This window comes from Mucilaginibacter sp. JRF, from assembly GCF_015223065.1.
Taxonomy (GTDB): Bacteria; Bacteroidota; Bacteroidia; order Sphingobacteriales; family Sphingobacteriaceae; genus Mucilaginibacter.
The window spans coordinates 232,421-253,634 of record NZ_JADFBY010000004.1; the positions used below are offsets into that span (position 1 = coordinate 232,421).

The 21,214-nt window shown below is 45.0% G+C and carries 20 protein-coding genes and 1 tRNA gene; 13 read left to right on the forward strand and 8 right to left on the reverse strand.

Going from position 1 to position 21,214, the window contains the following annotated elements; all coding sequences use genetic code 11:
• Positions 1 to 125 precede the first annotated feature (125 nt).
• Positions 126 to 527: a hypothetical protein gene (locus tag IM792_RS12410; RefSeq protein WP_194102193.1), complete on the forward strand. Its 402-nt coding sequence runs from the start codon at positions 126 to 128 to the stop codon at positions 525 to 527.
• A gap of 93 nt (positions 528 to 620) precedes the next feature.
• On the opposite strand, the gene IM792_RS12415 is transcribed toward IM792_RS12410, so the two are convergent.
• The 3 genes from IM792_RS12415 to IM792_RS12425 all read right to left on the reverse strand — a co-directional run bounded on the left by IM792_RS12415 (position 621) and on the right by IM792_RS12425 (position 2,893).
• Positions 621 to 1,850 carry a multidrug effflux MFS transporter gene (locus IM792_RS12415; protein ID WP_194102194.1) on the reverse strand — a complete coding sequence of 410 codons (1,230 nt, stop codon included), beginning with the start codon at positions 1,848 to 1,850 and terminating at the stop codon, positions 621 to 623.
• Between the two features lie 102 nt (positions 1,851 to 1,952).
• Positions 1,953 to 2,387, reverse strand: a complete 435-nt coding sequence (locus IM792_RS12420) for a nuclear transport factor 2 family protein (protein ID WP_194102195.1) — start codon at positions 2,385 to 2,387, stop codon at positions 1,953 to 1,955.
• Positions 2,388 to 2,392: 5 nt separating this feature from the next.
• Entirely contained in the window at positions 2,393 to 2,893 is a 501-nt protein-coding gene (locus IM792_RS12425) for an SRPBCC domain-containing protein (RefSeq protein WP_194102196.1), read from the reverse strand.
• Positions 2,894 to 3,040: 147 nt separating this feature from the next.
• On the opposite strand from IM792_RS12425, the gene IM792_RS12430 reads away from it, so the two are divergent.
• The 4 genes from IM792_RS12430 (at position 3,041) to IM792_RS12445 (ending at position 6,263) form a co-directional block, all read left to right on the forward strand.
• On the forward strand, positions 3,041 to 4,015 hold the full coding sequence (locus IM792_RS12430) for a helix-turn-helix domain-containing protein (protein WP_194102197.1): 975 nt from the start codon (positions 3,041 to 3,043) through the stop codon (positions 4,013 to 4,015).
• Positions 4,016 to 4,068: 53 nt separating this feature from the next.
• Entirely contained in the window at positions 4,069 to 4,368 is a 300-nt protein-coding gene (locus tag IM792_RS12435; protein ID WP_194102198.1) for a YMGG-like glycine zipper-containing protein, read from the forward strand.
• Between the two features lie 109 nt (positions 4,369 to 4,477).
• Complete coding sequence (locus IM792_RS12440; protein ID WP_194102199.1) at positions 4,478 to 5,695, forward strand: BamA/TamA family outer membrane protein; 1,218 nt, start codon at positions 4,478 to 4,480, stop codon at positions 5,693 to 5,695.
• A gap of 79 nt (positions 5,696 to 5,774) precedes the next feature.
• Positions 5,775 to 6,263: a hypothetical protein gene (locus IM792_RS12445; protein WP_194102200.1), complete on the forward strand. Its 489-nt coding sequence runs from the start codon at positions 5,775 to 5,777 to the stop codon at positions 6,261 to 6,263.
• 3 nt (positions 6,264 to 6,266) lie between these two features.
• Here IM792_RS12445 and hemA read toward each other — a convergent pair whose 3' ends face one another.
• The gene (gene hemA, locus IM792_RS12450) at positions 6,267 to 7,493 is read right to left on the reverse strand and encodes a glutamyl-tRNA reductase (RefSeq protein ID WP_194102201.1); all 1,227 of its coding nucleotides are present in this window, start codon (positions 7,491 to 7,493) and stop codon (positions 6,267 to 6,269) included.
• 300 nt (positions 7,494 to 7,793) lie between these two features.
• On the opposite strand from hemA, the gene IM792_RS12455 reads away from it, so the two are divergent.
• Genes IM792_RS12455 through IM792_RS12465 form a run of 3 tightly spaced genes read left to right on the forward strand, consistent with a single transcriptional unit; the run spans position 7,794 to position 10,098 of the window.
• The gene (locus IM792_RS12455) at positions 7,794 to 8,177 is read left to right on the forward strand and encodes a DoxX family protein (protein WP_194102202.1); all 384 of its coding nucleotides are present in this window, start codon (positions 7,794 to 7,796) and stop codon (positions 8,175 to 8,177) included.
• A 49-nt stretch (positions 8,178 to 8,226) separates the two neighbouring features.
• Positions 8,227 to 9,060: an alpha/beta fold hydrolase gene (locus IM792_RS12460; protein WP_194102203.1), complete on the forward strand. Its 834-nt coding sequence runs from the start codon at positions 8,227 to 8,229 to the stop codon at positions 9,058 to 9,060.
• 45 nt (positions 9,061 to 9,105) lie between these two features.
• Positions 9,106 to 10,098: an MBL fold metallo-hydrolase gene (locus IM792_RS12465; protein ID WP_194102204.1), complete on the forward strand. Its 993-nt coding sequence runs from the start codon at positions 9,106 to 9,108 to the stop codon at positions 10,096 to 10,098.
• A gap of 57 nt (positions 10,099 to 10,155) precedes the next feature.
• Here the strand turns inward: IM792_RS12465 and IM792_RS12470 are convergent, their stop codons facing one another.
• Positions 10,156 to 11,559 carry a tetratricopeptide repeat protein gene (locus IM792_RS12470; RefSeq protein WP_194102205.1) on the reverse strand — a complete coding sequence of 468 codons (1,404 nt, stop codon included), beginning with the start codon at positions 11,557 to 11,559 and terminating at the stop codon, positions 10,156 to 10,158.
• Between the two features lie 417 nt (positions 11,560 to 11,976).
• Between IM792_RS12470 and IM792_RS12475 the strand changes: the two genes are divergently transcribed.
• A complete protein-coding gene (locus IM792_RS12475) occupies positions 11,977 to 13,629 on the forward strand; it encodes a S8 family serine peptidase (RefSeq protein ID WP_194102206.1) in 1,653 nt (550 codons plus the stop codon).
• Between the two features lie 123 nt (positions 13,630 to 13,752).
• Here IM792_RS12475 and IM792_RS12480 read toward each other — a convergent pair whose 3' ends face one another.
• Positions 13,753 to 15,633 carry a DUF4153 domain-containing protein gene (locus IM792_RS12480; protein ID WP_194102207.1) on the reverse strand — a complete coding sequence of 627 codons (1,881 nt, stop codon included), beginning with the start codon at positions 15,631 to 15,633 and terminating at the stop codon, positions 13,753 to 13,755.
• A gap of 232 nt (positions 15,634 to 15,865) precedes the next feature.
• On the opposite strand from IM792_RS12480, the gene IM792_RS12485 reads away from it, so the two are divergent.
• Complete coding sequence (locus tag IM792_RS12485; protein WP_194102208.1) at positions 15,866 to 16,849, forward strand: pyruvate dehydrogenase complex E1 component subunit beta; 984 nt, start codon at positions 15,866 to 15,868, stop codon at positions 16,847 to 16,849.
• A 133-nt stretch (positions 16,850 to 16,982) separates the two neighbouring features.
• Entirely contained in the window at positions 16,983 to 18,038 is a 1,056-nt protein-coding gene (locus tag IM792_RS12490; protein WP_228085070.1) for an LLM class flavin-dependent oxidoreductase, read from the forward strand.
• Between the two features lies 1 nt (position 18,039).
• Here IM792_RS12490 and IM792_RS12495 read toward each other — a convergent pair whose 3' ends face one another.
• Positions 18,040 to 19,167, reverse strand: coding sequence for an NAD(P)/FAD-dependent oxidoreductase (locus IM792_RS12495; RefSeq protein ID WP_194102209.1), 1,128 nt, complete (start codon positions 19,165 to 19,167; stop codon positions 18,040 to 18,042).
• Between the two features lie 101 nt (positions 19,168 to 19,268).
• Here IM792_RS12495 and IM792_RS12500 point away from each other — a divergent pair, with 101 nt between their 5' ends.
• Positions 19,269 to 20,240: an AraC family transcriptional regulator gene (locus IM792_RS12500; protein WP_194102210.1), complete on the forward strand. Its 972-nt coding sequence runs from the start codon at positions 19,269 to 19,271 to the stop codon at positions 20,238 to 20,240.
• A gap of 233 nt (positions 20,241 to 20,473) precedes the next feature.
• Here IM792_RS12500 and IM792_RS12505 read toward each other — a convergent pair.
• Positions 20,474 to 20,585, reverse strand: a tRNA-Asp gene (locus IM792_RS12505).
• 151 nt (positions 20,586 to 20,736) lie between these two features.
• On the opposite strand from IM792_RS12505, the gene IM792_RS12510 reads away from it, so the two are divergent.
• Positions 20,737 to 21,213: an Lrp/AsnC ligand binding domain-containing protein gene (locus IM792_RS12510; protein ID WP_194102211.1), complete on the forward strand. Its 477-nt coding sequence runs from the start codon at positions 20,737 to 20,739 to the stop codon at positions 21,211 to 21,213.
• Position 21,214 lies beyond the last annotated feature (1 nt).

Here is a 21,214-nt window from a genome sequence, read left to right on the forward strand (position 1 = left end):
TGTATAAATATTACGTACCAAATATTGCATAGTTTTAAACCCTCGTCAAGGGTTTTTAAATATTTACTTAAGTTATAATAAAGTGATATTTTTACAATTCACTTATTAATTTTCAGCCTACCGATATGGCAAAAAATATCATTCTGTTAATAAATATCGCCTTACTTTTTTTACTTGCCGGATGCTCAGGCAACCTAAAACCCGAAAATCTGCGCGGAAAATGGAAATACGTAAAAGTTTTTAATCCGGAAGCCAACCCTCCCGACAGCGTATCGACCATGGAACTGGAGGAATTAAAACCCTACATTGAGTTTACCAGTGATGACAGATTGCAAATAATTTGGGGCGGCAAAACATTATCAAAAGGCACCTACCATATTGAGGCCGACAACATCCGCTTTAAAGAAGACCTCGGCGAAGGCCAAACCCGTGAATTCCCCTTCTACGTATCAAAACTTACCGATAAGGAAATAGTGTTTGAAACCGTAGGCGCGGACGGGTCGAAAGTAACGGCGATAAGGGAGTAGTTGATTTGGTCGATGGTCGATGGTCAATAGTAGGATTTATTTAGAGCTCAACTATGGACTATGGACCATGGACTATCGACCATCATCGACCCACTAATGCACCATAACAGCAGCTTCCCCCGTTACACCGGTAAATTTGCCGCGGTTTACGCGGAGGCTGGTGAATAGGATGACGAAGGCTATTACTGCCGCTATGCACATGGTGGCGGCCAGTGGTACTACTGATAGGCTATCGAACAAACTGATACTGGTTGATACCAGCGCGCCGATACCCAATTGCAAAGCACCAAATAATGATGATGCTGTACCCGCGTTTTTGGAGAATGGCGCAAGGGTTAAGGCGGCGGCGTTAGGGTTTGTCATGCCCAAGCAGCACAGGTAGGCAAATATCATTACCACGGTGCCCCAAAAGCCTAATACTCCTAATATCGATCCCAATAAAAATAACACCCCCACCAAAGCCTGGGCGGGTAATGATACCTTAACAATTTGCTCGCTGCTAAAGCGGCGCAGCAACAGGCTGTTCACCTGACTTGAGCCGATGAAGCCTACCGAGAGGCCGGCGAATATCCAGCCGTAAACCTTATCGCTTACGCCAAATACTTCCATAAACACCAGTGGTGAACCCGCCACATAAGCGAACAAGCCCGAAAAAGCGAACGATCCGGTAAGCGTGTAGGTATAAAACTGCGGCACTTTCAGCACATTTAAAAAGCCGTTAATGATAGGCTTGGGTTTTAACGATATGGTTGGATCGGGCTGATAACTATCGGGCAATACAAATATTACGGCCAATAAAATAAACACGCCCATAGCGGCTAATACGATGAATACCCATTGCCAGCCCGGGCCGGCGGTTACGTAACCGCCGATGGTTGGCGCTACCATGGGCGATGCACCTACTACCAACATTAGCAGGGCGAATACCTTGGCGTTATCCTTAACCGGGAACAGATCGCGCACCATGGCCATTGATGCCACCGCCGCGGCGCAACTACCTATGGCCTGTATAATGCGTAGTATAATCAGCGCGTTTAGCGAAGTAGCCATAGCGCAACCTATGGATGCGATGATGTAAAAGCTGAGGCCGAACAGCAATGGTTTGCGTCGGCCAAATTTATCTAACAAAGGCCCGTACAGCAGCTGCCCTGCCGATAGGCCGATAAAAAAGCTTGATAGCGACAGTGCCACCCCGGCAACATCGGTATGTAAGTATTTGGCAATGGCCGGGAAGCCCGGCAAATACATATCAATTGAGAATGGCCCTAAAGCGGTTAGCGTACCTAATATTAATATAAGCGAGATGTATCGTTGTCTGGTCATTGCTGTAATAAGCCGGTGTGTTGATCGGGGCAACAAAGATGCGGTATGCTTTTTAATAAATAATAAGCGCAATGTAAATTCAGCTACAGCAATGCAACAGGTTTACTCGTTATCGTAATAAGTAGCATCCTTTATTATCTTGCCATCCTTATTAAAGGTAAGTACCGAACATATAGGCAAATGCCACTTTTGCCCGCCCTGTGGCGTACCGCTCGATGTAAATTCAACCACCACTACATCGCCGCTGGCGTGTATGGCATCAATATCATCCTTAATATCGGCAAACATTTGCTGCATTGCAGTGTACTTCTCGGCTGTTTCGGCGCGGGTCTTTTTAACATACTGCGGTCCGAAGGATGGATCTAAAAAACTGGCCGTATCGGCATAGTGGTTGGCCATGGCTTTCCAATCGTGCCGGTTAAAGGCCTCGAACATGCTTTTGGCGGCTGCGGTGTTGGCCGCTCCGCGATTGTCGGTTTTTATGCAGGCACTTAATGCTGCCGCCATAGTGATAATGATAAGGTTGTTTATTTTCATATTGATCAGGTTAATAGTGTCGATAGTTCGCCCCAGTTATCGGTAGCGGTAGTGTTGAGCAGGCCTTTGCCGGTTTCGCAGTAATGCTTTAGCTTAAGCAGATGCCTTGCCCAATGGAAATTACATATCGAAAAATATTCGTTTTGCGCGGGCCAGCCGCTTTGCTTAAAGTTAAGTATCATCACGCCGTTTTTCTCTCTTATCTCAAAACTGATGATGGTGTTGTACCACTCGTCACCCTCCAGCAGGCAGCGCCAGGCTACATAGGTGTGCGGTTGCAGGCATACAACCTGCATCGGTATTACATCGCTACCCTCGTAAAACAGGTTGATATAGCCAATTTCGGGCTTGGCCTCCACACGGCTTATCCACCATTGGGCAAGACCCTCCTGCTGGGTAACCGCGTTAAATACCCGCTCGGGGCTGGCCTTTATCCATAACTGGTGTGTGATCTCGGCTGTGCCTGAATGATCGCCGTACTGAAAACAATTTAAGCCGAACATCATACAAATAGGTTTTATTAATTATACACACTTTGAGCTGATACTAAATTACAACACAATTTTGTTTACAATAAGGTGAGAACTTGACAAGGTAAGGGGGCGTATCGGACAAATTATTATAAATTAGCTACTTAATCACCTTTTGTAAACATGATACCGTTAACCGTAATGTACACGCGCCAATGCCGTCCGCTAAGCATTGCCGCCATTTTAGATGTATTTGAGAGTGTAAACAATGCCATGCTTCGCCGTGGCGAAACGCCTGTTTTTGATATACAACTAATAGGCGCCGAAACCGAAGGCTTGCTGAATAACAAATACCATATACTGAATGTTGACAATGCCGCCGATGCCCGGCTGATACTGATACCGGCCTTTAATTCGGACTACGGGAACCTTAAGGAGATGATAGGTGCCAATATGGAATTCATCCCCTGGATATTGAAACAATTTGGGCAAGGCGCCGAGGTAGCCAGTTTTTGCACCGGGGCTTTCCTGTTAGCAGCTACCGGTTTATTGAACGGTCGTAAAGCTACCACGCATGTGCTGGCCACGTATGATCTGGCCCGCAACTTTCCGCAGATTGATGTACAACCCGAAGAAGTGGTTACCCATGATGGCGGCGTTTACACCAGTGGCGGTGCTACTAATACTTTCCACCTGTTGCTTTATTTGGTTGAGAAATATTGCAGCCGCGAGGTGGCCGTACAGATAGCCAAGTTATTCGCCATTGATATGGATAGGGACAGGCAAAACTACTTCGCCACCTTTTTACCCTCAAAAGATCATACCGACCCGCTGGTAGCCAACGCCCAGCAGCGCATGGAAGAACAGTACAACAAATCGGCAACTATTGAGGAGATAATCGGCGATATACCATCGAGCCGCAGAAACTTTGTGCGCCGCTTTAAGCATGCTACCGGCATCACTCCTATTGAGTACCTGCAACGTACCCGTTTAGAGGGTGCTAAAAAGCTGTTGGAAAAAACCAACCAAAGCATATCCGAAGTGATGTATAATTCGGGATACAATGATGTAAAATCATTCAGGCAGTTATTTAAAAAAGGCGTAGGGCTTACGCCTAAAGAGTACCGCGATAAGTTCAACGTGATAAGGGCTAACTAAAAAACACGCTTGGCTTGCTATTTGCTAATCATACATATTAAATAGTAACACCTATGAAAAAGTTAGCAATATGTTTAAGCCTGGCGATGGCTACCATTATATCGGCGGGCGATGCCGCGCATGCGCAGCAGGACACAAGCAAGAAGAAAAAGATGAGTTCGCAGGGTAAGGGCGCCATTATTGGCGGTGCCGGTGGTGCCGTAGCGGGTGGCCTTATCGGCGGTGATGTTAAGGGCGCGCTTATTGGCGGCGCTTTAGGTGCCGGTGGCGGTTACATCATCGGTAACGAAAAACAAAAAAGTAAAGAGAAAAAAGCGCAGGCTAAAAAAGACAGTATCAAGAACAAACAATAACAGCCCGTGTACAAAACAGCTCCGTTATTTAACATGACGGGGCTGTTTTGTGTAAAAATGTTACTGTTTGTAGTATCACTTTTTAGTATCTTTCCGTTCAGCATATTAAATGATCAGATTTTTCGCCGCTTTACTTGCCCTGCTTGTGCCATGCTTCGCCCTGGCTCAACCCCGCATGTACAAGGATACAGCCGCCGTGATCAACACCGAAGGCCAGCGCGATCTGATCGATATAGCCAAAGACCTGTTCAACATCAAGCCTAAAAAAGTAGAGGCCGAGGAGGATAAGGATCTGTACTTTTCATTCCTGCCTGCATCATCAACCGTACCGGGTGGTGGTAAAGCCTTGTTTACCTCTACAACTGCCGGTTTTTATACGGGGGACAGGAGTACAACCTATCTATCGAGTGTTACCTTCGCACCTTATTTTAACTTTAAGGGTAGATATGGTTTGCCTATACGCTCCAACATCTGGCTAAAAAATAACTCCTGGAATATTATGGGTGATACCCGGGTGCTTAAATACCCGCAGTATACCTGGGGCATAGGCGGTGGTAAGGATAACGATACCAAGCTGTTGTTAGATTACCGTTACTTCCGCTTTTACCAAAGCGCGCTAAAGCAGATAAAACCTTATTTTTTCGCGGGGATAGGTTACAACCTTGACTACTACATCAATATTGAAACCAATAGAAGTAACGCGCTCAGGAATTTTACGGGATATGAGTCGGGGACGGAGGATAGTCAGAATTCTTTTTCATCGGGGCCGAGTATTAACCTGTTGTACGATACCCGCAATAACTCTATAAACCCACTGCCGGGTTGCTATGCTAACCTGGTGTACCGTTTCAGTAGCCCCGTATTTGGCAGCAACAATCACTGGCAATCACTTTATGTTGATATGCGCAAGTATATATCGCTTACGCCGCTGCAACGCAAAAAGAATGTACTGGCGCTATGGGCGTACTACTGGACTACCCTGACACCCGGTACACCATACCTTAACCTGCCCAGCATAGGCTGGGACCCCTACAACCGCTCAGGCCGGGGTATTGAACAGAATCGTTTTCGTGGCGATGGACTGATCTACATGGAAGGAGAATACCGCCGCGATATTACCCGTAATGGCTTGTTAGGTTATGTGGTATTTGCCAGTGTAAACTCGGTAACGCAGCAAAATACACGCAGCTTTCAGTACTGGCACCCGGCAGGCGGCGCAGGCTTACGTTTAAAGTTCAACAAAAACTCGGGCACCAATATCGGGGTTGATTATGCGGTGAGTCGTGGGTTTTCAACCATTATGTTCAATTTGGGCGAGGCGTTTTAACACACTCCAAAATATTGTCCCATAAAATGTTTATCGGCTGCTAAAACAATTAAGTGCCCCTAAATGATTATATTGCATTATGCGCCCACTTTTTTGCCTTGTAGCTTTAGTTGCATTAGCCGCCTGTTCAAACCCAAAGCAGGATGATAAGGCTATTGCCGCCGCGCAAACCAACGCCCAAAAATGGACAGCCACTCACCTGGCCGATACACCGGGTTATAAACCCGTAGGCTTTAGTGAGATGGACAGCATTATACTATCGTACCAAAATGATAGCGCATATATTCGGCTGGATGATTCAATAATGGAAGTGGAAGCTTTACGCTTTCGCGAGATGGGCGAGAACTTTAAACTGTTTAACGAGCGGAAAGAAAGCGGATTTTACGAAAATAAACAAGCCGGATTCAGGAAACTACAGGCCGGAATAATCAAAAAGGTAAAGCCAAAATTTGTAGGCTATAAAATTGACCATCAATTTACGGTGACAGATAGTACCGGGGCCGAACTGGTGAATACGTTGGTGCTTTGTTTTGACAGGGATGGCAACCTGACCAAAGTGGTGCGGTAATAATTAATTACCGTTTATCAATATATCCTTCGCCATGATCATGGGTACGCTGATATATTTTTTCTCCATATAGCTGATCACCTTCTCCAACACCTCGCGCGATTGCTGATCCAAACCTTGTACCTCATCAACAAAAACAGTGTTTAAAGCGGTGCTGCGTATCTCCTTAATTTTTTCAGGCACCTGACGCATAGCGATCTCTACGCGGCGTTGTTTAAGTTGCAAACTAAACTCGGTCATGTTATCGCCAATAATGGCTTCGGCGTGTACCAGCTCCTGGTAGCGCTCCTGTAGGTTACGTTTGGCAACCTCGTTAAGCGAGTGTACCTCAATAAAGTTAACCGGGAATTGCTCCAATACTTCGGGCGCGGTATCATTAGGTACGGCAAGGTCAACTATGGTTTTACGGCCGGTTTCGCCATTCAGTAACGAGGCGTAAAGTTCAGCAGTAATAATAGGCAACGTAGCCGATGTACAGGTTATGATGGCATCAAAGCCACTTTTATAGTTAGCCAGTTCGTCAAGGCCATAAGCTTCGCCACCCAAATCGGCAGCTAATTGCTGCGCATTGGCCACGGTGCGGTTAAATACCACAAAGTTGCTAAACTTATGTTTTTGAAGATACTTGCTGATGTTGCGGTTGGTTTCGCCGGCACCGATGATGAGGATGCGGGCGTTTGAGCAAAGTTTAAGGTCTTTTAGTTTGCGGTAAGCCAGAGATACTACCGAGATGGGGTTTTTAGAGATGTTGGTGTGGGTGTAAACTTCTTTTGCCGTTTTAACCACACAATTCATCACCATTCGCAGGTAATCGCCGGTTAGGCCGCCCTCTCTGCCTTGCTCGTATGCTTTGCGTATTTGGGCTAATATCTCCTTTTCGCCTACTACCAAACTTTCTAACGAGCATGAGGTACGTAGTAAATGGTTCAACGCATCCTGTCCCTCGTAAATAACGGCGGCATCCATAAAGGTGCCCATGTAGTGCGAGCATAAGCCCATTTCAAGCGAACCGATAAATTTTTCGGCGAAAGGCCTGTCAACTTTTTGAGAGGTGGCTAAAACAAATACCACACGGTTACAGGTAGCCAGGTAGAATAATTCGGAGATACCGAATTCAACCTTAACCCTTTGAAGTTTAACGGTCAGATCCTCCTGGCAAATAACCAATTTCCCCAACTCCTTCAGCTCGATCTGTTTGTGCGTAAAAGCTATAACCTTTAAATACTTCAAAGCAGTTTAAAATTTAACCCAACAAAAATAACAGGAATAATACCCCCTTATGTCAACACTTTGTCAAACAGCCGTATTTAGAATGTATATAAATAACACACATTCCTTGTTTACGGGGCTGCAAATAAACATTTTTCAACCCGCACACACAACATGGCAAAACAATATTTTGCGATTGATGCTTATCAGTTACCCTTGCTAACATGTACCTGTGAAATAGCGTTTAGGTTGCCTGAACTGCATTATAAATTTAATAACATTATTGATTGTTAGGCATTTATCGGCATAAATAAAATCACTATGAAAAAAGCGGCGCTTATACTTATGATTATTGGTTACGCGTTGGCCGGCATTAACCACTTTATTAACCCGGCATCATACATAAAAATAATACCGTCCTATCTGCCATTTCCCAAAACGTTGAACTTACTGGCAGGCATTTTCGAGGTATTATTTGCCATGCTTTTAATTCCGGTAAAAACAAGAAAGCCGGCGGCATTTGGTATTATACTAATGCTGGTCGCTTTTTTACCGGTGCACATCAGCATGATTGCGGATGCGCCGCTGCAATTGGGCAGCCTTACAGTTACGCCGCTGTTGGCCTGGGTACGGCTGGTTATATTACAACCCTTGCTGATAGCCTGGGCATGGTGGTGTGGTATGCCAACTATAAAACGCCAATAAACAAAACGTACAATTAGCCCGTTAATCCATTACAACTCCGTTATTACAGATGATAGTACAGCAACAATTTGTTACCCCCGGCGCTAAAGGCCGCCCCATATCGCTTGATGTTACCGTTGATACCGAAACGCCCGATGCCCCGCTCGTGATATTCGCCCATGGCTTTAAGGGGTTTAAGGATTGGGGCACGCATAACCTGCTTGCCCGCTACTTTGCCGAACGGGGTTACCGGTTTTTAAAGTTCAACTTTTCGCACAACGGGGTTACTGCCGATGAGCCTACAGAGTTTACCGACCTGACCAGCTTTAGCGAGAACACATTTTCTATCGAACTGGATGATTTAAAATACGTGCTTGATTTTGCAGGCAGCGGCGCGGCTTTTAAACCCACTAATGAGGTGTACCTGATAGGCCATAGCATGGGCGGCGGCATAAGCATTATACAAACAGCCGAGGATTCGCGGATCAAGAAGCTGATCAGCATGGCGGCGGTGGCTACCTTTCGTAACCTGTGGCCGCGCCAGGCCGAAAAGCAATGGAAGCTGGCCGGTGTAATGCACTTCCCTAACCAGCGCACCGGGCAGCAAATGCCGGTAAAATCGACCCTGTTGGATGATCTGGATAAAAACCCTGAGCGATTGAATATTATAGTGAGGGCGACGGAGATAACCCAACCCTGGCTGATAATACACGGCGATGCCGACTCGACCGTACCCCTATCGCACGCGGAGGAATTACATGCCGCCCAGCCCGATGCTGAGCTTTATGTTATTCAGGGTGGAGATCATACCATTGGCGGCAGGCATCCGTATACCGAAAAACAATTGCCCGATATGCTGCGCGAGTTTTGCGACAGATGCATCACTTTTTTACAGAACGATTAAACTACAAAGCCCCATATTAGCATTTGTATATTAACACACCACACTATGGGCATACAACACGCTAAAAAACAGGGCAAAAAGTTTGTCAACCTGATTCCTACTGATGCCGCGGGAATGGGTAAAATGCCATCGATATTACGCGAATACCTCAGCAATAAGCAGGAGAATGTACCGCTGAAAAAGCTGGGGCCGTTTACTACCGATGCCGGTATTTACAATACGCCACCCGCCAGCGGATTGCGCATTACCTGGATAGGCCACTCGAGCATTATTATTGAGATAGACGGCAAACGCCTGCTTACCGACCCGGTTTGGAGCCAGCGTGTATCCTTTTCGCAAAGCATAGGGCCTAAGCGTTTTTTTGACGCGCCCCTGCCATTGAACCAGCTGCCACATATTGATGCCGTGATCAGCTCGCACGATCATTATGATCACCTGGATGAGCATACAATTAAATATCTGGCAACCAAGAACATTCCGTTTATATGCTCGTTGGGTGTTGGCCAGTACCTGCGCAAATGGGGTGTTAAAACCTATACCGAACTGGATTGGGGCGATAGCATAACCCTTGATAACCTGAAGATAACCGCTACCCCGGCCAGGCATTTTTCGGGCAGGAGTTTGTTTAATCGTGATGAAACGCTGTGGTCATCATTCGTAATAAAAGGGCCGGAACATAATATATTTTTTGGTGCCGATTCGGGGCCCTCACCAAGCTTTAAGGATATTGGAGATGAGTTTGGTCCGTTTGATTTGACCATGCTTGAGGTTGGCGCCTACGGCAAATACTGGCCCGATATACACATGGGGCCTGACCATGCGTCAGATGCCCACCTCGCCCTGAAAGGCAAAGTAATGATGCCCATACATTGGGGAACCTTTAATTTAGCACCACATGCCTGGCATGAACCAGCCGAAAGGTTACTTGACTACGCCGAGCAAAAGAACATTAAACTGTTTATGCCTGTACCCGGCACGCCTACCGATATGGAGGGCGAGCTATTATCAAACTGGTGGACACCCTACATGAGCCTATAAAAAAACAGCGGCCGGGTTATCCGGCCGCTGAAAAAAAAAATTAAAATAATCTAAAAACTATCTTGTATACCTGCTGATGATATCAATGATCACCTTGTTTTTTTGCAGCTGCGGCAAATAATCAAACAGGATATAATGTTTTTCAGGATCGGTTGACAAGGCCATCTCTAACTGATTTAACGCCTCGTTATAGTCACCTTTGGCAAACAGGTAAGCCACCATGCGGTAGTAAAGTTCTGCCGCGTCGGGGTTATTCTTGATGGCCTGGGTCATTACCTCAATTGCTTCACCCAGTTTTTCCTGCTCGTACAGTATCGACGAATAATCAAGCCATGCATCCACATCCACCGGGTTCAACTCCACCACTTTTTCGTAGGCTTTTTCAGCTTCCTCAATATGCCCCAACTTATACTCGGCATCGGCAATGGCAAACCAGTAATCGGCGTTTGAAAGGTCAAGATCCAGCGCTTTTTTGTAGAAGTGCAGGGCCTCAAAATAACGCTCCTCAAAATCGAGCGTTACCCCAATGCCAAACCAGGCATCGGCAAGCTTAGGGTCCATTTTAACCGATTTTTTGTAGAAAGCACGGGCATCGTCCATCTGCTCCAGCTTTTCGTAGCACTCGCCAATGGCACAATAAGTATCGGCATTAGGCTGCTCGTACTCAAAAGTCTGGCGGTATACCTCAATAGCCTCGGCATACTTTTCGAGGTTAACCAGCGCGTTGCCTTTGTTAAAATAGGCTGATGCAAAGCTATCCTTGATCAGTATGGCATAATCATACGCGTCGATAGCCTTTTCAAACAAACCCAGTTTGGTAAAGGCGTTGCCGAGGTTATACCATGCGGCGTAGCTGTACGGCTCGTTATCAATATATTGCTGATAAAACTGCACGCTTTCGGCCTGGTTGTCGAGCACGTCATAGCAAAATGCCAGTTCGTACAAGGCATCCTGGTTTTCCATATTCTGCTCAAGGCAGCGTTTCAGGTAAGTTACGGCCTGTTCATAATCGCCCATGTTTTGATGAACGTAGGCCATGTGCAGCAATACCTCGTCGGTATCGTCGGCCAGTTCAAGGGCTTTTTCATAATTTTCGAGGGCTTCGGTGTAGCGCTCCATGCTTTCGTACAAATTACCGCGGATGATGTAGATATCCGGGTCAGACGCTTCGAGCATGGCGGCTTTTTCAAGGGCTTCAAAAGCATCACTCGCACGGTTTGTAACCATTAACAGTTGTGCCTGCTTTATTAAAAATACAGCGGCAAACGGATGCTGGTTACGGGCATACTCCACTACCTGTAATGCTTTCGGCGGATCGTTCTTCTCGATGTAGTAGTCGATAATGTTCTCAAACGCCTGGGCATCAAAAAAGTACTGGTCGTGGTTACGAATCATCTCTTCGTAACGTTCTACCGAGAACTTGGGATCCTCAGTAAAACCAAATTCAAATTCTTCTTCCATTCACTAATTTGTTTGCAGAACATCTCGCTTACAAAGCAATCTTTATTGCTTTAAGGCTTATTTGCGTTCAATTTAATAACTAAAATTATCGCCGGGATAATTTAGTTTTCCACATCCGAACATTAGCTAACACCTTTCGGTTGTAACTATCTGATAATAAACAAATATCAATGGGTACGAATGCGAAGATGGGCTGCTGAACGAAATCGGATTAAAAAATTACCTTTGATAAAGGTACAACATAATACGCAACCTTAGTGTTATTACGTTGACGATTTACATATTAACGACAAAAACTATACGTTTAGTACAAGCACACGCGGTATGATGCATCTGATAAATAACTCATATCGGTATAAACAACATTCAATAAATAAACATTATACATCATATAAATTATAAAACAATCATTTATTCATGCTTAATATAAAACGAACGATTGCTGCGCCGCTTTTGGCCGGCGCTTTATTGCTTAACCTTGGCGCATCCGCGCAAACCCCCGATAGTACAGCCGCCCCGGCTGTCGAATTACCCAAAAACTGGCATCTGCTCGATCTGAAAACCGATGGCTATTTCGGCATCAGCCTTACCCCGGCTTACGAGCTGGTAAAAGGCAAAAAAAGCAAAACCGTAGTGGTAGCCACCATTGATAGCGGTATTGATACCGCCCAAAAAGACCTTGCACCCGTACTTTGGACTAACCCCAAAGAAAAAGCCCGCAACGGTAAAGACGATGATAAGAATGGTTATATTGACGATATACACGGCTGGAACTTTTTAGGTGGCCCGGGCGGCAAAGCCGACTATACCGAAACTACCGAGGAAGTACGCGAATACAACAGACTAAAGGGTAAATATGGCAGCCTTACCGAGGCCACAGCTACCGACAAAAAGGAATTTGCTTACTGGCAAAAGGTAAAATCAACTCATGATACTACTGTGGCTAAGGCCCAAACAGAAACCCAGCAGCTATCGCCCGTATTGAATGTGCTGATGGCTACCAGCGGGTATGTTAAGCGTGAATTGAAGCTGAACTCCGAAGGGTCATTTAAAAAAGCTGACCTGGATAAGATCACCTCGGCTAATGATACCGTGATGCAGAGCAAGGCCATCTGGCAATCAATATTTACCCAGCAGGGTGGCGATAATGATGCCGCCGGTGTTATAAAAGAGCTTAGCGAATACCTTACCAAGCTTAACAATGATGTTAATCCCGATCTAACATCGCGCCAGCGCATTGTGGGCGATAACCCTGATGTTTGGGATACCAAGCCTTATGGCAGCAACATACTTAAATTTCCTGATGCATCGCACGGTACAGGTGTTGCCGGTTTAATTGGCGCGGTACGCAACAATGGCTATGGTATTGATGGCGTTGCCGATAACGTGCGCATTATGGCCATCAAAGCTGTACCTAACGGCGATGAGTACGATAAGGATATTGCCAAAGCCATACGTTACGCGGTGGACAATGGCGCCAAAATTGTGAACATGAGCTTTGGTAAAAAGCTATCGCCACATAAAAAATGGGTTGACGAGGCCTTTAAATACGCGGCATCAAAAGATGTATTATTGGTACAGGCCGCAGGTAATGATAACCAGGATGTTGATGCCAAGCCACAATTTCCGAATGATACTTTTGAGGATGGCTCGGTTACCGATATGGATAACGTGATAGTAGTAGGTGCATCGGCCGCTAAGAATGACCAGGAACTGGCCGGATCATTCAGCAACTATGGTAAAAAGAACGTGGATGTTTTCGCGCCGGGTGTAAAGGTAACTTCGGTTGATAAGGATGCCGAGTTTAACACTGCCGATGGTACCAGCTTTGCTTCGCCAATTACAGCAGGCGTTGCGGCATTGGTGTTAGAGTATTATCCTAAGCTGAGCGCAAAACAATTGAAACAGGTTATCCTGCAATCGGCAACGCCGCTTAACGGCACCATGGTGCTAAAACCGGGCAGCAAAACCGACAAGGTTGACTTTACCACCCTATCAAAAACAGGCGGCATTGTCAACGCCCAAAAAGCGTTAGAAATAGCTGCTACCTTGAAAGGCGAAAGGAAATAATTGGGCATTGGTCATTGTGTTCATTAGTCATTGAATAAAATACTAATGACAATTGCCTAATGACTAATGAACATTGCAAATAAAAAAGGGAAGGCCTGGTAATTTTCGCAGGCCTTCCCTTTTTTATTTATGTTTTATGAGGTAGGTGCCGCCCATGTTGGCTCGGGTTAGTTTTTTATCCTCATAGCCGTAGCTTAAATTACTTAGCACAAGCTTTACTTCAAAACTTTTTGACTGACCTGTAATGGTCAATAACGATGCACGAACCTCAACGGGCTCAAAATTGGTATAAATTCCGGTATCGTCTTTTTTGGGATATTTAGCATTTAAAGGCTGGATAATATCGTTCGAATCAAACGTGATCAGTTCATTGTTTACCCATATTGAATGTTTGTAGTTTCTATCTTCATTTTGTTTAATTGTTAAACCAGCTCCTTTTGATACATTAAAGATGGTATCAGCATCAGTATTCAGATCAACCATATAATCATAACCTTCTAAAGGCAGTATTTTATCTTTATTGATAAAATTATAGTTCACCGTGGGCTCACTGAAATCTATCCCATCACCACCATAGCCGCTGAATTTGTTAAGCTTTAATTGCTTTTTTACCCAGGTTAATTTATTACCTCTTAATTCATATCTATCCACCACAAAACCTTTATTCCATTTGCTTTTTTGCTTGCCTAATGAATCGCTTACCGCTTGCAGGTCTGCTTTAAAGTATGGTTGTAAAGAAGTAAGATCGTGGTGATTTACCAGATAATCTAAAACAGCGGCGGCGCGGTTACCATCCTTTTTGCTGATTTTTTTTACGGGGATAAATTTGCCATCGCGATAGCTGTTATTGCGTTTCATGATGTTGACCAATATGGTGCGCTGCGAATATTCTGATACCGAGTAAGCGCCTTGCGGGCCGTATATGGATAGCAGGGTAAGTATGCTCAGGCTTATGGGTATCAGCTTTATATTTTGCTTTTTAAACAGCAAAAAGTATATGGTGATAAACAACAACCAGCAAGCCAAGGCCATTAAAAAGTATCTGAACTCGGTAATGCCATACTTAAACACCCTTGCGCCAATAGCCACGAATAGCAGCGCCAGCAATGGCAGCATTAAAAAATAAAAGCTGCGGGTATAGGTTTTCAACCATTTGTTTTCGGCCTGCTCGCGTACGGGATAAACCAGCAATAACGACAGGATGCCGAATACCGAATAACCCATAATGAGATAGCCTACATTGCCTTTGGGTAGATTCCATTCGGTCAGTATCTTGATCTCATAAGCCAACAGGATGGCTACATAGATAGTCGCCAGCGGTATAAGTACGTATTGGGTAAATACCTTTAAGCCTTTGGGGTAAGTTTCATCCTGATCCAACTCCTCGTAATTTGCCGGAACACCCGATAAAAAGAAAATGGTACCGAACATGAAAACTATCCACGTCCACAAAATGCGGTAGGTATCCCACTCAAACTTAAAACCGAACAGATAGTTTACCGCCCCAATGGCTGCCGATATACCCAACCCCAGTACCACACAATACAATGCCGAAGTTAAAAACCGCAAAAACAGCGTTTTATTGAACTGCCAAAAGCCCTGAATATGCCCCTTAGCGGTAAAAGCCGCATAAGCCACCATCAGTTGAAAGGCCAGGCTCAGTAAAAAGAAACGATGATAATCGGCCTCGCGCTCCATCGGGTTTATCAAAAACAATATGCCTATGGCTACTGCCGATGCTATCAGGCTTAACAGGAGCTTTCGGCCTTTGGGCAATGCTTTAGCCTCGGCATATAAAGTTGCTGACAATGTAAGCAACAGCCCAAGGTTGCCCATCATGGTGAGGCGCAGGCACCAGCTTTCGGCATTGCGGGCAATGCTGCTCAGCTCAATATTTACCGTGGTAGCTATAGTTGCCGTGAGCGCGAAAAGCAATTCGAACGGAAAACGCCTTATGGTTTTGGCCGCGCTTGTCGCCAGGTTTTTAACCGATGGAAATTTCATAGTGATAAGTTTATTAAGGGCTAATGTAGCAATTTGTTTATATACCCAAATAAATCACCCCCTAAACAGATAACTGCAAAAACCGCCAACCCAAAACTGACCACTGACCACTAACCACTAACAAACTATATTGTAACATCGCTGTAAAATAAATAAGCATGTGCCCTACACGTTGCATTTCAAACATTATCGATTATATTTGCGTCCGTAAAAAATCATTTTTCAAAGTACAATGAGAGAAATACAATTCAGAGAAGCGCTTCGCGAGGCAATGCAGGAAGAAATGCGCAATGACGATACAATATACCTGATGGGCGAAGAAGTTGCCGAATATAACGGTGCCTACAAAGTAAGTCAGGGTATGCTTGATGAATTTAGCGCTAAACGCGTTATTGATACGCCTATCTCTGAATTAGGTTTTGCGGGTATCGGTATCGGTTCGGCCATGAATGGCTTAAAACCTATCGTTGAGTTCATGACCTTCAACTTCTCGCTTGTAGCTATTGACCAGGTTATAAACGCGGCAGCAAAAATGATGAGCATGAGCGGTGGCCAGTTCTCTGTGCCTATCGTTTTCCGTGGCCCTACAGGTAACGCGGGTATGCTTAGCTCACAGCACAGCCAGTGTTTTGAAAACTGGTATGCTAACTGCCCGGGCTTAAAAGTGGTTGTTCCATCAAACCCTTACGATGCTAAAGGTTTATTGAAATCAGCTATCCTTGATCCTGATCCGGTTATCTTCATGGAGTCAGAGTTAATGTATGGCGATAAAGGCGAAGTGCCTGAAGAAACCTACTACATTGAAATAGGTAAAGCCAAAGTAGTTAAAGAAGGTACTGATGTTACCCTGGTTGGTTTCGGTAAAATAATGAAAGTGGTTAACGCCGCTGCCGAAGAACTGGCTAAAGAAGGCATCAACGCTGAGGTCATTGACCTGCGCACTGTTCGCCCTATTGATTATGCTACAGTAATTGAATCGGTTAAAAAAACTAACCGTTTGGTAATTGTTGAAGAAAGCTGGCCATTAGGTTCAATTGCTACCGAGGTTGCTTTCAAAGTACAAAAAGACGCGTTTGATTACTTAGACGCTCCAATTCAACGCATCATGGGTGGCGACGTTCCGCTTCCATATGCCCCTACTCTGATACAAGAGTACCTGCCAAATGCCGACAGAGTGGTTAAGGCGGTTAAACAGGTAATGTACGTTACCAAATAAGCCCTCAAACCAAACTAAATACAATTTTAAAGCCTGCTTTATTTTTAAAGCGGGCTTTTTTGTGGGCGATGGATTTTTAACCCGACCGTAATCTGAATGCCATAAACGCCTGCGATGCCTGTAAAAAAGCATCATGGTTTTAATTTTGCAGCACGAAATGCAAACCATGAGCACAAACAAAATAACACTAAGCGTTCTTGATCAGTCGCCCGTACGGCAGGGAGCTACCGCCGAGCTGGCCGTGCAGGAAACCATAGCATTAGCAAAACTTACCGATAAATTGGGCTATCACCGCTTTTGGGTATCTGAGCACCATAACACGGGCATTTTAGCCGGTTCAACGCCGGAGGTATTGATAGCGCACCTCGCGGGCGTAACCAAGCATTTACGTGTAGGTTCGGGCGGTATTATGATGCCTAACCACAGTACCTTAAAGGTTGCTGAGAATTTCAGGATGCTGGAAGCACTATTTCCGGGGAGGATAGACTTGGGTATGGGGCGTGCGCCGGGTACCGACCGTATAACGGCGGGCATACTCAACCCGTCAAACCAATTCAGGGAGCAGGATTTTATTGAGCAATTGGCCGATCTGGTCGACTATTTTCACGACCGTGGCGAACCCGGCACCATCAAAGCCCGCATACGTGCCATACCGCAGGTGCAAACCGTGCCCGGCATGTGGCTGCTAAGTTCCAGCGGACAAAGCGGTTTGTTTGCCTCGCATTTTGGTATGGGGCTATCGTACGCCCACTTTATCAACCCTAATGGCGGCGCGGCAGCGGTACAGCTTTACCGCGATCGCTTTCAGCCATCAGAGGATATGCCCGAGGCACAGGCTAACGTGGCGCTGTTTGTTTTTTGCTCGGAGGATGAGGAAAAGCTAAGGCAACACCGCGCTGTTATGCAGCACCGCTTTTTACAGTTTGATAAGGGCGGCCCCATCGGTCCGCTAACGTATGATGATGTAAAGGATGCCGTTTATAGCCCTGCTGATCAGGACAGGCTGGCCCATCACAGCAAACGTGTTATTACCGGTAAACCCGATGAAATAAAACAAACCCTAACCGCCCTTGCCGAAGATTATAAGGTAGATGAGATCATCGCCGTAACCATTTGCGAGGATTTTGAGGACAGGCTAAGATCATACCAATTATTAGCCGAAGTATTTGAGCTGGAAGCCCGGGATTGATCTATCCTACCAGTTGCTGAAAGGAAAAATCGGGCGAGCGCATCTCCATTTCGTTCTGGCTTGATTCGGCTTGTGCTTTTGGGGCGTAGATAAACATTTGCTGTTCATAATCGGCAATGGCATTGCTTATGATATCGAAATTGCCGGAAGTGAGGTTATCGGCCAAAATAAGCGCGTCCACAAGTCCGGTATTCACACCCTGCCCCGCAAAGGGCGGCATCAGGTGGGCGGCATCGCCAATTAAGGTTATGGGCAATGGTCGCTCAGTTTTCCACGGCTTATCCAGGGGCAGCTTACGTGTTGGCAAACCAACAAATTGTGTTGTTGCACTAAACAGCTCCTGGTATCGTTCATCCCATCCGGAAAACCTGTCGCTCAGGTAAGCGGTAACACTATCTTTATCCTGAAAGTTCAATGCTTTTTCAAATCCGTCCTGCGGTTTTTTAAAAATTACGCCATAGGTTAGCGCACCATTGTTGTATGGGTTGGCAACCAGTAAATTACCCTGATGCGCTACCATTAGCCTGCTGCCATCACATAGTTCAAAAAACGCCGGGCAGTTGAGTTCAGGCTGAGGTATATCGCCCTGAATGATGAACGTTCCGGTTTCTTCAACCATAGCGTCAGTTACATATTGCCTTATGGCCGACATGCCACCATTGGCACCGATTACCACATCAGCCTCAACGTCGGGTTGACCCTCAAAACTCAATACCCATTTGCCTGAACGTGCTACAAGCCCGGTACATTTACTATCCCACAAAACGGTGCCGCTGGTCAGGCTATCCAGCAGTATCTTACGCAGATCATTACGGTTTATTTCGGGGTTATCATATTTGGTTTCGGCGGTAGGTTTTCGGGTAGATAATACCTTGCCGTGCTTATCAACAAATAGGATACCCATAGGTAAAGCCCCGGCATAATACTGTTCGAGCAATCCTGCTTTCAGCATAGCCTTTTGTCCTGAATCCTTATGCAGATCGAGCGTGCCGCCCCATATCCGTGCCTCGGGATCTTTATCTCTTTCGTACACGGTTACATTGGCTCCGCTTTGCTGTAACAGCCTGGCCAGCGTTAACCCAACCGGACCAGCGCCTATAATGGCTACTTTTTTATCTGTTAGTAACATAATGTTTAGCTTTTGTTTGCACTACAAATCTCCGTAGTTATAACATGATAAAATATCCATATTTGACTTAAAAATAGCCGTAAAAGACTTTATTTCTATTCATGATCGATAAATATATACCCATTGTTCTTCAGCAATTTGCCCGGTTACTCAATATCGACATTGAAAATAACCGGTTGGATATTCCTGCTGAATATGGCGCAGGTTATTGCAGCGGTTATGTTTTTAACGAGCATATCCGTATTTTGATCAGTAATTATGAGTTACACCAAGATCTCATCATCAGCAACCCAAACCTGCATTCGGCAGGTAAGGTGATATTCTTTAAATTTCAAAACATCTTCACAAAAGCTGATAATAATGGCAAAGCATTAACCGCTCCTCCATCCGTGCTCATCGCCACCAGTCGTATCAATACCGATGAATTAATAGCTATACACAGCAATACGGCCACCATCAACATTGAGGTACAGGCTGATTACCTGAACAGCATTTTTGACACCGACAATCGCTCGCCTATTTTGCAGAGCTTATTGGATAACAAGCAACCCTTAGTATTTGAACAGTTGATTTATCCCTCGCTACAAAAAGTGGTTGATGAAATTTTAGCGCAACCGGCCAGCCAAAACTTCAAGCTGTTTTTGTTACGCATTAAGGCCGAGGAGCTGATATGCAAACTATTAATGGAGTTAGAAAAACGGGAAGAAGAACAAATACATGCACTAAATATTAAAGACATACAAACCATTTACAACATAAAAGAGCAGATACTTAAGCAATTGCACATACCGCCTGTGATTGATAAGCTGGCCATTGAAGCAGGTATGAGCCCTACCAAGTTAAAGCGCTTGTTCAGGCAAATTTTTGGCGATAGTATTTTTAGTTATTACCAGACTTTCAGAATGAAGGAGGCAGCACGGTTGTTAACGGAGGAAAAATTATCGGTATCTGCCGTGGGTTATAGTTTGGGTTTTACCAACCTGAGCCATTTTACACGGGTATTTAACGAACATATTGGAATGAAGCCTAAGCAATACAGCACTGTAAACCAAACGGGGAACTTAATAAAGTAAAAGAAGAAACAGGTTCAAAAACCTTATAAAAAAGCAAAGCCCCTGATGGGCAGGGGCTTTTACTAACCAATTATAAACCTAAATTATGAGAAGAGCTGTAGGAGAAGGAGTCGAACCTCCACGGAGTGGTTATTCTTATTGCTAAGAGTTTCCCAGAATCTCCGCCACCGGGACAAGGAGGTGTGTCTGCCAAAATTTCACCATCCTACAGTATTTATCCGAGCCATCGGATGCTGTTGGGGAAGGATTCGAACCTCCACAGAGTAGTTAGCCCGCTTCGGGTTTCCTATGATCTCCGCCACCGGGACAAGGAGGTGTGTCTGCCAAAAATTTCACCACCCAACAGTATTTTTCTTAAAAGAACAAGTAAGCTTTTGTCGTTCGCTTAGAACAAAGTTAAGTTAGTTGATAAATTCTTGCAAATATTTCAACAAAATAATTTTATTTTTATTCACATTTTAATTAAACTTGTATTAAAATATAGATTTTTTAATTTATGCCCCACAGAAAAGCCCAAAATTTAGAAATTGATAATCTCGATATTCAGATATTATCGATCTTGATGAAGAACGCAACAACTCCTTACACGGAGATCGCTAAAGAACTCATCGTATCAGGCGGAACCATACACGTACGTATGAAAAAGCTTGAGGAGATGGGCGTTATCAAGGGCGCCAGCCTTGAGGTTGACCCGCAAAAACTGGGGTATGACATTACCGCGTTCCTTGGTATTTACCTTGAAAAAGGCTCGCAATACCAGGAAGCCGTGGCTCAACTAAAAAATATTAACGAGATAGTTGAACTGCATTACACCACCGGTAGCTGGAGTATTTTCGCTAAAATTGTATGCCACGATACCAACCATCTGCGCGAAGTTTTGAACGAGCAGATACAAAGCGTAAGCGGTATTCAACGTACCGAAACATTCATTTCACTCGAAGAAAGTATTAAACGCCAAATAACACTGGAATAAA